Genomic DNA, 11,198 nt, shown 5'->3' with positions numbered 1-11,198 from the left:
AGGCTGGCGAGCAGCGCCAGCGCAGCAAACACGCCCCGCTTCGTCGTTCGCGCGCGTTCCGCGTCAGCCCCGTTCATGTATGATCGTCCCTCGCGTCTGCCTGCATCCACCATACGCCGTGCGCCACGCTTCTTGTCTTTGAGCCATCATCTGGTAGAGACCGCGACGCGGTCGCCGTGTCCTCTCTTGATGGCCCGGCATCCTTAAGACCGGGTGAAGGCCGCCAATCTTCGCGGCATCATGGCCTGACGGCGGCGGCTCGAGAACAGAGATCATGGCCAAGAAGAAACCGCTCGTCATCATCACCCGCAAGCTTCCCGACCGCGTCGAGACGCGGATGTGCGAGCTGTTCGACACGCGGCTCAACATCGACGACCAGCCGATGACGCGTGCGCAACTGCTCGAGGCGGTAAAAGTCGCCGACGTGATCGTGCCGACGGTGACCGACCGCATCGACGCGGAAGTCATTCGCGAGGCCGGGCCGCAGCTGCAACTCATCGCCAATTTCGGTAACGGCGTCGACAATATCGCAATCGGTGCGGCGTTGGAGCGCGGGATCATCGTCACCAACACGCCGGGCGTGCTGACCGAAGACACCGCCGACATGACGATGGCGCTGATCCTTGCCGTGGCACGGCGGATCGTCGAAGGGGCGGGAGCGATTCCGTCGGGCGAATGGTCCGGCTGGTCGCCGACCTGGATGCTCGGGCGCCGCATCACCGGCAAACGACTCGGCATCGTCGGCATGGGGCGCATCGGCCAGGCGGTGGCGCGGCGGGCGCGCGCCTTCGGCCTGCAGATCCATTACCACAACCGCCGCCGGCTCAGCTCGGCGATCGAGGAGCAACTCGAGGCGACGTACTGGGATTCGCTCGACCAGATGCTGGCGCGGATGGACATCGTTTCGGTCAACTGCCCGCATACCCCGGCGACCTATCATCTGCTGTCCGCCCGGCGGCTCAAATATCTGCGGCCGGAGGCGATTCTCATCAACACGGCGCGCGGCGAAGTGATCGACGAGAACGCCCTGATCAAGATGCTGGAGGCCGGCGAAGTGGCCGGTGCCGGGCTCGACGTGTTCGAGCATGAGCCGAGCGTGTCGCCGAAGCTGCTGCGGCTGGCGCGCACCGGCAAGGTGACGCTGCTTCCGCACATGGGCTCGGCGACAACCGAGGGCCGCGTCGACATGGGCGAAAAGGTCATCATCAACATCAAGGCGTTCTGGGACGGTCATCGCCCGCCGGACCGGGTTCTGGCGAGCATGCTGTAAGCCCCACCGTCTCGGCGACGTCCCTGACGAGGGCGCGAAACCAGACGAGGAAGGGATCGGCGGCGCGGACGTGGCTGCACACCAGCGTCGACTCGAGACGGATCGACGCGAAGGGTGGCTCGCGCAGCACTAGGCCGAATGGCGCCGCGAAGCGCGTGGCGAGCGCGGCCGATATCGTGGTGACCATGTCCGTTGCCGCGACCGCGGCCAGGGCCGCCATGAAATACGGCGTCACCAGAGCGATCCGGCGGGCGACGCCCGCGGCCGCGAGCAACGCGTCGATGTCCGACTGCCCGTCCCCAAGCAGCGCGACCGTGACATGCGGGTGGCGGCCGTAATCGGCGAGGGTCCAAGCGTGGTCCGCGGCGGGATGACCGGCCCGCATCACCAAGGCAAGGTGGTCTTCGCCGACGACCTCGCTGCTGATGCCCGGCGGCAACGGCGTGTTCGACAAGGCGAAGGCGAGATCGAGTGCGCCGCTGTCGAGCCGCGTCAGAATGTCGGCGCTATAAGGTTCGACGCGCAGATCGACGCCCGGGGCTTCCACAGCCAGGCGCGACAGAATCCCGGGCAGGACGACGATCGTCTGGATATCGGCCGCGGCGAGCCGCAGGGTCCGGCGCACCAGACCCGGCACGAACGTCTGCTGCTGAAACACGGCGCGCAGGTGCTGCACCGCCGCCGTCAACTCCGGTTGGAGGGCGAGCGCCCGCGGCGTCAGGATGTAGCCGCTGCGCGTGCGCACGAGCAGCGGATCGCGCTGGAGATCGCGCAGCCGCGCCAGGGCCCGGCTCATCGCCGGCTGGCTCAGCCCGACATCGGCCGCCGCATGCGTGACGTTGCGTAGGCGGAGTAGGGCTTCGAGCGCCGGAACGAGATTGAGATCGATGCTGGCAATATTTGTTTCACGCATAGTTATGATCATAACAATGCATTTTCTATATGCCTAGCGGCGGCTTATCGTGATGACGCAATGGAGGTTGGTCATGAACAAGATGATAGTTGTCATAGGCTTCGGCCCGGTTGGACGGGCTACGACGGAGGCCCTGCTGGCTCAAGGGACAACGGTTCGGGTGGCGCAGCGGACGCGTCCTGCCGATCTGCCGCCGCATGTCGCGTTCCGGCCCTGCGATGTGGCGAATGCCCGCTCGGTCTCCACCGCGATCGAGGGCGCAGATCAGGTCGTCGTCGCGATCGGGCTGCCGTATGACGGGGCCGTGTGGCGCCGGACCTGGCCTCTGGCCATGACGAACCTCATCGAGGCCTGTGCGGCGACGGGCGCCCGCATGGTCTTCGTCGATGGCCTCTACATGCTGGGGCCGCAGCGCGAACCGTTGCGGGAGGACATGCCGCTGACGACGTTCGGCGTGAAGCCGGCGGTGCGGTCCGAGGTGACGCGGATCTGGATGGCAGCCACAAGTCGCGTGCGCGTGGCAGCCCTTCGGGCCCCGGACTTTTATGGTCCCGGCGTCGCCAACTCGCACCTTGGCGACACGGCGTTCGGGGCCCTTGCGAAAGGCAAGACCGCCACGCTCGTCGCGCCGCCCGACACGCCCCACGATTTCGCCTATGTCCCGGACATCGCCCGCGCGGTCATCGCGCTGCTTGATGCCCCCGACGATGCGTTCGGGCAGATCTGGAACATGCCCTGCGCCCCGACCCGCACGCCGCGCGAAATTTTTGCGCTTGGCGCGACGGCCCTCGGCGCCAGTCCGAAACTCCTCGCCGTACCGCTCTGGATGCTTCCGCTCATCGGCCTCTTCGTGCCGTTCCTGCGCGAAGTCGTCGAAATGCGCTTCACCCTGGATCGGCCCTATCGGGTCGATGCCGGCAAGTTCACGCGGCGCTTCGCGTTTGCCGCCACGCCTTTCGAGATCGGCGCGCCGGCGACCGCGCGTGCTTTCCGCGACGCCGCCAAGACGCCGACATGAGATCGACGTGCATCGCGCGCATAAGGGCGGACCAAAACCCCTGAGGCCCCATGCGCGTCGCCCTTGTCATCAATGCGACTGCCGGATCGATGTCCGGCGCTCTCACCCCGGACATCATTCGCGAAAAGATCGCGGCCTCCGGCCTGACGGCCGCGCCCGAGGCGGACGACAGCGCGCCGCTGCCGGCCCGTCTGGCGGCAGCGGCCGCGCAGCCCGGCATCGAGGCGTTGGTCGTGGCCGGCGGCGACGGCACCATCGCCTGCGCGGCGAGCCTTCTCGCCGGGCGCGACATGCCGCTGGGCCTGCTGCCGCTCGGCACCATGAACCTGCTGGTAAAAGATCTCGGCGTGCCGCTCGACATCAATGCGGCCATCGAGACCGTCAGGGCAGGGCACAGCAAAAAAATCGACCTTGGCGCGGTCAACGGTCACGTGTTCCTCACCAGCTCGCTGCTCGGCATGCCGGCGCGCATGGCCAAGCACCGCGAGGCGCAGCGCGGCGGCGTCGATCTGCGCGGCATGGCCCGCTTTGCCGGCGGGCTGCTCCGGCATCTCGGACGCTATCCCAAGCTCGACGTCACCGCCACGATCGACGGGCAGGAGCGCCGCTGGCGCTTTCGCCTGCTGGCCGTGGTGAACAATGATTTCGTCGAGCGGCCGGGCAATCTTCTGGTTCGCGAGCCGCTGGATGGCGGCAAACTCACCGTCTATCTCCTGGAGCATCTGTCGCTGTGGTCGATGGCACGCCTCGGCGTCGGCTTCGCGGTCGGCGACTGGCACCGCCTGCCGGGCCTTCAGCGCTTTCCCGCCGATGACCTCGTGATCGATTCGCGGCATCGCGCGTTGCGGGTGATGAACGACGGCGAGGTTCGGCTGATCGATGCGCCGCTGCGTTATCGCAGCCGGCCGCAAGCGCTCGTCGTTCTGGTGCCACCAACGAGCCTCGAGACGCCATGAGACGGATCGCCCAGATTTCCGACCTGCATTTCGGCTGCACCAACCCAACCGTGGTCGAAGGCCTTATCGTTGAACTCAACGCCGACAAGCCGGACCTTCTCATCATCTCCGGCGATTTCACCATGGCGGCGCGGCGCACCGAGTATGAGGCGGCGCACGCCTTCTTGCAGCGGCTGCCGCAGCCCTGGATCAGCGTGCCGGGCAACCACGACATCTCTCCGTTCCATCTGATGCAGCGGTTTCTTCGCCCGTTCAGCCGCTATCGCCGTTTTATCGCGGCGGACACCGAGCCGACGTTCCAGGACGACGAGATCGGGGTGGTTTGTCTCAACACGGTCCGCACCTGGGCGCCGGAGCGCGACTGGTCGCAGGGCAAGATCCATCGATGGCAGATCGTGCAGGCCGAAGCGCGGCTGAAGGCGATGCCGGCAAATCTGTTCAAGATCGTGGTGGGGCATCATCCGTTCATGCCGCCGCCCTGGGACGAGGAGGCGCGCCTGGTGGGGCGCGCCGACAAGGCGCTTGCCGCGTTCCGACGCAGCGGCGTCGGGCTGACGCTCGCCGGTCACCTGCATCGGCATTACGCGCGCTTCGCCGAGGCCGATGGCGAGGGGCCGGAGCGCGTCGAGGTCGACGGTGGCGGGACGCAGGGCTGCAAGGGACGGCTGCTTGCGGTGCAGGCCGGATCGGCGACCTCGACGCGGCTGCGCGGCGACGAGCCCAACGCCTACAACCGCATCAGGATCCAGGACGGCTGCGCCCATGTCACCGTGCGGCTGTGGAACGGCTCGCGCTGGGAGGATGCGCCGGGGCCTTGAGGCCCCACGCGAGACAGGGTTCAGGCGTAGGGCGTTCCCGCCATCGCGACTTTGATCCCGGCGCTACCTTTGTCGACCAGAGTGAGGAAAATCGTTTGGGCCTTTTGCGGGTCGTGGGTCTGCCGAAACGTCCCGTGGGCCTGCAGGAAGGCGACGGTCCATAGCGCCAGAAGAAGGCCGGCTGCGAGTTGAGCGTCGGGATCGGTAGGGTCTCGGCCGATGCTTTCGGACAGCGCCAGCCTAACGGCCTGCGCGAACTCATCGCGAATCGCCCGTGCCCGCGCTTTGAGGGTTTCGCTGCGTTCCGTTGTTTCGACGAAGCCCTGGCTCCAGGCGGAAAAGGAGACGGCCGGGCTCCGGTCGGCAATCAGTTGATGGGCGAGCAGCCGATAGGTTTCGATCGGTGAGACGCCGGGATCGCGCTGTCGCAACGCATGGCGCAGGAGGTCGCGGCCCTCCTCGTCGCGGTCGAAGAACAGATCCTCCTTGCGCGGAAAGTGGTTGAAGACGGTCATCCGCCCGACGTCGGCGGCTTCCGCGATCTCGTCCACCGTCACCTGATCGAAGCCCCGTTCCAGGAAAAGCAGAGTGGCTGCATCGGAGATGCTTTGCCTGGTGGCGAGGCGTTTTCGAGCACGGCGATCGGGCGGCATTGACATAGCGATTCCAATAGCACACATTTACATATACTCAATACATATTGGGACCAAATATATGAAAGCGCAAATTGACGTTGTCGTGGTCGGAGCGGGACCGGTTGGTCTCCTCATGGCCATTGAACTGAAGCTGGCCGGCGTCGGCGTTCTCGTGCTGGAGCGCCTCGCCGCGCCGAGCATGGTTCTGAAGGCAGGCGGGATCGGACCTCTTGGGATCGAAGCGTTGCAGCGCCGCGGGATGGCTGCGTCGCTGGCTGCTGCGCAAGAGCAGACGTTTGGGGCGCTGGCGCATGACGCCGGACGGAGCGGCGCCGCCGTGCTCGGCCGGAGATCAAAATTCAGCGGCCATTTCGGTGGACTGATGCTGATCCGAGCGGACGCACAGAGCGAACCGCACCGGCGCGGCGCCCCTGTGGCGCAGCAGGATATCGAAGCCATGCTGTTCGACCGCGTGCGGACGCTCGGCATCGAGGTACGACGCGGCTGCGAGGTGACGAGTCTGGCGCAGAGCGCTGATGGAATCGACGTGACCTGGGTCACGGCGAGTGGCGACGATCAGATCCGCTGTGCCTACGTCATCGGTTGCGACGGCGGGCGCAGCGCCGTCCGCAAGATGGCCGGTTTCGCGTTTCCCGGCTCGGACCCGACCCTGACGATGTACCAAGCGATCGCCGCGATCGACCATCCCGAGCAGCTGGCGTCGCGCGGCTTCGCCCGCACTTCGGGCGGCATGTACTCGTACGGGTTCTAGCCCAACCGGCTGATCATGGCGGATTTCGACGGGCCGCCGAAAGACCGGCAGGCGCCGATCACACACCGCGAACTCGAAGATGCGCTTCGCCGGATCAGTCAGCAGGACGTGCGGATCAAGGCGTTCGAGAATGCGAGCCGGTGGACGGACCACGCGCGGCTCGTCGAGACGTACCGCCGCGGTCGCGTGCTGCTCGCCGGCGATGCGGCGCATGTTCACTCGCCGTTCGGCGGGCAAGGCTTGAGCCTCGGGCTCGTGGATGCCGCGAACCTGGGCTGGAAGCTCGCGGCCGTCATACGCGGCACGATGCCCGAAACGCTTCTCGACACCTATACCGCCGAGCGGCGCCCCGTCGCCGAAGCCGTTCTGGCGAACACGCGCGCCCAGATCGCCATCATGCGGCCCGACCCGCAAGCGGCGGCGATGCGGATATCATGGCGGATCTCCTGCGGTTCGACGACGTCAACCGCTTCATCGGCGCGATGATGAGCGGGCTCGCCGCCCGCCACGATCTGGGATCGCCGCTGGACGCCGTCGGACGGTTGATCGGCGACCAGCCGATCCGGCAGGGCGATGTCGAGACCACGCTTTACGATCTCATGCTGGATGGCACGGGCGTCCTGCTCGACGCCACGACTGATGGGGCGGCGACCCGGCTCGTCACGGCGCACCGACATCGCATCCGCTGCGTGGCGGTCGCGGCGGGACCCTCGATGCTGATCCGCCCCGATGCCTGCCTCGCCTGGATCAGCGAGGCGGGCCGGGCGGACGGACTGATGGAAGCGCTGGGCCGCTGGTTCGTCCCAGATCTGATGGCCGAGGCCAAAGCCGGATGAATAGACGCCTCGCCGTCATCTTCGCCATGATCGGTGTTGACGCCGTCGGGACCGCAAAGACGATGCGCGCGGGCCGCCGTTCGACGTCCCGCGCTTCCGGTGCTCAGGCCGCGGTGCTATCCCGCGGACCGAGCCGCGTTTCCGTCGCGACCTCGACGAAGTAGCCGCCCTTGGCCTTAAAATAGAACGTCCAGGCGCCGTGATAATCCCGCGGCTCCGGAACATCCCAGCCGTCGGCGCGCAACTGCGCATTCACGGCGTCGACCTCTTCGCGATTGTCCTGGATGAAGCCGATGTGGTGCACGTCGGAGTCTTCGGGATAGGCGAAATCGCCGCGCTTCTTGGCGAAGTCGTTCAGCACCAGCAGCATGCCGTGCTCGTCATGCATGACGGCCAAGGCCTTGCCCTTTTCGACGGAGCAGCGCAGGCCGAAATAGGTCTCGAACATCGCACGATCGCCGCGAACGTCGACGCTGGTCAGATTGATATGGTTGAGTTTCATTGGGACGGACCTCTCCTGTATTTCGGAAAGGACGCACTGGTGGCCGCCTGTCGGGCAGTCGGCCATTGTACGAGCGCGGAGCCACCCGGACTACCGACCGGGCTGTGACTTTTACACGTCCGAGTTTTGGGTAGCGCCGGGCGACCGCGGTGTCAACGCCCGGCAGCGAGCGCCTAGAGCGCTTTCCGCTTTGGTGGAATCACCAAAGCGATAAGAAATCGCTCTCTCCTCAAAAAGTTAGAGCATTTTCTCGATCACAAAAGTCTGCAACTTTTGTGGAAAATGCTCTAGGACGCCCGCTGCGCGGCCATCGACCGGCCGCCGTCGTCGCGCGGCTGCTGCGCCATGCTCGGCATGCGCCGGGCGCGCTCCCAAGACGCCCAGCTGAAGCGGGTCAGCTTCAAGTGGTCGCAGGGGTGCTGGCCGCCTCGCGCGGGCAGGGTGGTCAGCAGGGTGTCGACGAAAGCGAACCCGCTTTTTTCCAGCACGCGTCGGGACGCCGGATTGATGGTGCGGCTGTTGGCCGAAATCGTCCGAGCCTCGGTCAGGCTGAAGATCGAGTCGACGATCGCGCGCACCGCTTCCGTCGCGAGCCCCTTGCCCGACGCGGCGGGCGCGACGACATAGCCGATCTCGACGTCGCGGCCCGCGTTGGCCTCGGCGCTGACGAGACCGATCAGGGTCCGCGCCTTGTTCTTCAGGGTCAGGCCGAGCACAAGCGCCTGGCCGCCTGCGGTGGCGGCCCGGGCGTTGAGGATGAAGCGCTCGGCTTCGCCCGCGGGGTAGGGATGAGGAATCGACGCCGTCATCTGCGCCACAGCCGCAAGACTGGCGAAGCTCGCGATGGTCGGGGCGTCCGGCGCGCGGACCCACCGCAGCCAGAGACGTCGCGTCTCCAGACGAAAGATGTCGTCGCAGGTGATATCCGGGAACATGGTCGTGCTCCGGTGACACGGAAAAAGCCGACCGGCCACTGCCGGTCATGCTCCACACTTGGTCACGCTGAAATCTTGAGCGCCGACCCACCGGTAGAGTCCGCTGAGCGCTAGCGCTCAGCGGCTAGCAATGGTTATTCCGCGGCCTGGGCGACCGGCTCGACGACCGATACGAACGAGCGGCCGTTGGCTTTGGTCGTGAAGAGGACGTGGCCTTCGCGCAGCGCGAACAGCGTATGGTCGACGCCGATGCCGACATTGGCGCCGGGATGCCAGGTGGTGCCGCGCTGACGGATGATGATATTGCCGCCGATCACGTGCTCGCCGCCGAACTTCTTGACGCCGAGGCGGCGCCCGTCCGAGTCGCGGCCGTTGCGGGACGAACCGCCTGCCTTTTTATGTGCCATCGTAATGCTCCGAGGCCCTGGCGTAAAACTGCCGGGCGTAATCGATATGAGAGGTGACGCGACCGGGCGCTATCGCCCGATCGACCAGACCCGAGTGCTAGACTCCCAGCGACACGATGCGGACGGTCGTCAGATCCTGACGATGGCCGCGCTTGCGCTTCGAATTCTGACGACGGCGCTTCTTGAACGCGATCACCTTGGGACCGCGGCCATGCGCGACGATCTCGCCAGTGACGCTGATGCCTTCGAGGAAGGGGGCGCCAAGCTTCGTCTCGGTCTCGCCAACGAGCATCAGCACGTTGTCAAAAATGATCTTGTCGCCGGGTTCGCCGACGAGCGTCATCACGGTAATCGTATCTTCGGCCGCAACACTGTATTGCTTGCCGCCTGTTTTAATCACTGCGAACATCGTTATCTCCGTGTTCATGCCGATCTGCCGCGATGGGAATACCGCGCGCGACCGGCTTCTTTGCAGTTTATGGGACCCGATCCGGGACACAGCGCCATAGCCGAAGCGAGGCGCGAGAGACCCTGGATAGAGGCGCGGAGGATTACCGAGCGCGTGCAGTTTTGTCAATGCGAAGTTGGGGGCGTTAGGTGGGGTGGCCCCCTCCGCCATGCTCCGCATTGCCCCCTCCCCGCTACGCAGGTGAGGATATTGCCGGCTGCCCTCCCCGTCCACGGGGGAGGGGGATCGCGCGACGCGCGGCGGACGGGGCGCTAAAGCCTAAGCCCGGCTGACTCGCGCCGCGCCGTCCTTGGCGATCTGGTTGGCGGGGTCGAAATTCAGCGCGCGGCGATAGTTTTCCGCGGCCTGGCTGCGGTCGCCCTTCTTCTCGTAGGCGAGGCCGAGGCCGGCCCAGGCGCTGCCGTTCTTGTTGTTGACGTTGAGCGCGGCGTTAAAATCTTCGATCGCCTTGTCGTACTTGCCGGTGGCGATGAGGCTCTCGCCGCGCGCCTGGTAGGGAGCGGCGGCGAACGGATCGCGGTCGATGGCATTGTCGAAATCGGTGATCGCCAGCGGCTGGTTGCCTTCGCGCTGATAGATCAGGCCACGCGAATGGAAGGCCTGGGCACTCTCGGGGTTGAGCTTGATCGCCTGATCGAGATCGGCCTTGGCTTCGTCGAGATGGTTCTGCACGCGCTCGAGATTGGCGCGGCCGAGATAGGCCGGCGCGTGGCGCGGGTTGGCGGTAATGGCGCGGTTGAAGTCGGCCAGGGCGACATCGTTGCGGTTGATCTGGCGGTAGGCGAGCGCGCGATCGGTCAGCGCGGCGGCGCTATTGGGATCGAGCTGGATCGCCTGGGTAAAATCGCCGATGGCTTCCTGGAAGCGGCCGAACTTCGCGTAAGCCACGCCGCGCGTCGTCAGGGCTTCGACGCTGGTCGGGTTGCGCTGCACGACGTCGCTCAGCGAGGCCAAGTTGTCCTGCGCGGCCTGGGGCGATTCGTTGGTGATCTCGGCAACGCCGGCGCCGCGCATGCCGGAGACGTTGCTCGTCGATTCGCAGCCTGCGAGACCGAGCGTTCCCAGGATGAAGCAGGCGAGTGCGGAAGCGCCGAGGCGCGGCATCGTCGGCTGGGATGATCCGGGAGCGGTCTTCGAAACTGCGATCATTGCGGTCGTCCTTCTCGGCCCTTCGCGGACAAGCGCCGGAATTCCGTTGCGCGCTTTATGCCAAGATCAATTCGGCAAGAATGGGACGCGCCGCCCCAGACTTAACCACGTCTAGGGCCGGTATGGTTTAGGAACGATGAACGCAGCACCAATATTCCCTGCTCAGACGACCCGCGAAGCAGAGCTTAGACTAAAGTCCGGTCAGCGCGGCGCGCCGGGGACGGGCTTCGGCTTCATCGGCAGAAGACCTTCGCGCTGCATCTTCTTGCGGGCAAGCTTGCGGGCGCGACGAATAGCTTCGGCCTTTTCGCGGGCGCGCTTCTCGGAGGGCTTCTCGTAGTGGCCGCGCAGCTTCATTTCGCGGAAGATGCCTTCGCGCTGCATCTTCTTCTTTAGAGCCTTGAGAGCCTGGTCGACATTATTGTCGCGAACGAGAACTTGCACGCATCGATCCTTTTACGTCACCGCCTCTACGCGGCGAAGAGGTTGAATTGGGAATAGCAAGCCGGGCGCGCGAT

13 protein-coding genes and 1 pseudogene are annotated in these 11,198 nt (G+C 65.8%); 6 read left to right on the top strand and 8 right to left on the bottom strand.

Features of this window, described 5'->3' with window-relative positions; genetic code table 11:
- The first annotated feature begins 274 nt into the window (after positions 1–274).
- Entirely contained in the window at positions 275–1,270 is a 996-nt protein-coding gene (locus GSQ79_RS03040) for a D-glycerate dehydrogenase (protein WP_158807261.1), read from the top strand.
- Here GSQ79_RS03040 and GSQ79_RS03035 read toward each other — a convergent pair.
- Positions 1,212–2,183, bottom strand: a complete 972-nt coding sequence (locus GSQ79_RS03035) for a LysR family transcriptional regulator (protein ID WP_158807260.1) — start codon at positions 2,181–2,183, stop codon at positions 1,212–1,214. The genes GSQ79_RS03040 and GSQ79_RS03035 overlap by 59 nt on opposite strands.
- A gap of 73 nt (positions 2,184–2,256) precedes the next feature.
- Between GSQ79_RS03035 and GSQ79_RS03030 the strand changes: the two genes are divergently transcribed.
- The 3 genes from GSQ79_RS03030 to GSQ79_RS03020 are packed head-to-tail and all read left to right on the top strand — an operon-like array spanning position 2,257 to position 4,975.
- Complete coding sequence (locus GSQ79_RS03030) at positions 2,257–3,201, top strand: NAD-dependent epimerase/dehydratase family protein (RefSeq protein ID WP_158807259.1); 945 nt, start codon at positions 2,257–2,259, stop codon at positions 3,199–3,201.
- 50 nt (positions 3,202–3,251) lie between these two features.
- Positions 3,252–4,157, top strand: coding sequence for a diacylglycerol kinase family protein (locus tag GSQ79_RS03025; protein WP_158807258.1), 906 nt, complete (start codon positions 3,252–3,254; stop codon positions 4,155–4,157).
- Entirely contained in the window at positions 4,154–4,975 is an 822-nt protein-coding gene (locus GSQ79_RS03020) for a metallophosphoesterase (RefSeq protein WP_158807257.1), read from the top strand. The genes GSQ79_RS03025 and GSQ79_RS03020 overlap by 4 nt, the downstream gene beginning before the upstream one ends.
- A 20-nt stretch (positions 4,976–4,995) precedes the next feature.
- Here GSQ79_RS03020 and GSQ79_RS03015 read toward each other — a convergent pair whose 3' ends face one another.
- Positions 4,996–5,634 carry a TetR/AcrR family transcriptional regulator gene (locus GSQ79_RS03015; protein WP_158807256.1) on the bottom strand — a complete coding sequence of 213 codons (639 nt, stop codon included), beginning with the start codon at positions 5,632–5,634 and terminating at the stop codon, positions 4,996–4,998.
- On the opposite strand from GSQ79_RS03015, the pseudogene GSQ79_RS03010 reads away from it, so the two are divergent.
- Together GSQ79_RS03010 and GSQ79_RS29270 are read left to right on the top strand one after the other, a co-directional pair.
- Positions 5,579–6,868: pseudogene (locus GSQ79_RS03010) on the top strand (FAD-dependent monooxygenase). The gene GSQ79_RS03015 and the pseudogene GSQ79_RS03010 overlap by 56 nt on opposite strands.
- Positions 6,868–7,218 (top strand): hypothetical protein, encoded by a 351-nt coding sequence (locus GSQ79_RS29270; RefSeq protein WP_368669909.1) that lies wholly within the window; start codon positions 6,868–6,870, stop codon positions 7,216–7,218. Before GSQ79_RS03010 ends, GSQ79_RS29270 begins: the two are co-directional and overlap by 1 nt.
- A gap of 103 nt (positions 7,219–7,321) precedes the next feature.
- Here the strand turns inward: GSQ79_RS29270 and GSQ79_RS03005 are convergent, their stop codons facing one another.
- The 6 genes from GSQ79_RS03005 to rpsU form a co-directional block, all read right to left on the bottom strand.
- Positions 7,322–7,720, bottom strand: coding sequence for a VOC family protein (locus GSQ79_RS03005; protein WP_158807255.1), 399 nt, complete (start codon positions 7,718–7,720; stop codon positions 7,322–7,324).
- Positions 7,721–8,007: 287 nt separating this feature from the next.
- Positions 8,008–8,655, bottom strand: coding sequence for a GNAT family N-acetyltransferase (locus GSQ79_RS03000; protein ID WP_158807254.1), 648 nt, complete (start codon positions 8,653–8,655; stop codon positions 8,008–8,010).
- 134 nt (positions 8,656–8,789) lie between these two features.
- A complete protein-coding gene (gene rpmA, locus GSQ79_RS02995; RefSeq protein ID WP_158807253.1) occupies positions 8,790–9,062 on the bottom strand; it encodes a 50S ribosomal protein L27 in 273 nt (90 codons plus the stop codon).
- Between the two features lie 97 nt (positions 9,063–9,159).
- Positions 9,160–9,471: a 50S ribosomal protein L21 gene (gene rplU, locus GSQ79_RS02990; RefSeq protein WP_158807267.1), complete on the bottom strand. Its 312-nt coding sequence runs from the start codon at positions 9,469–9,471 to the stop codon at positions 9,160–9,162.
- A gap of 318 nt (positions 9,472–9,789) precedes the next feature.
- Positions 9,790–10,635 carry a tetratricopeptide repeat protein gene (locus tag GSQ79_RS02985; RefSeq protein ID WP_158807266.1) on the bottom strand — a complete coding sequence of 282 codons (846 nt, stop codon included), beginning with the start codon at positions 10,633–10,635 and terminating at the stop codon, positions 9,790–9,792.
- A 246-nt stretch (positions 10,636–10,881) separates the two neighbouring features.
- Positions 10,882–11,124, bottom strand: a complete 243-nt coding sequence (rpsU, locus tag GSQ79_RS02980; protein ID WP_158807252.1) for a 30S ribosomal protein S21 — start codon at positions 11,122–11,124, stop codon at positions 10,882–10,884.
- Between the last annotated feature and the right edge of the window lie 74 nt (positions 11,125–11,198).

Origin of the sequence: Beijerinckia sp. L45 (genome assembly GCF_009765775.1) — a bacterium.
Classification (GTDB): Bacteria; Pseudomonadota; Alphaproteobacteria; order Rhizobiales; family Beijerinckiaceae; genus RH-AL1.
Note: the sequence above shows the minus strand (reverse complement) of the source record. Positions and strands in the feature narration are given on the sequence as shown.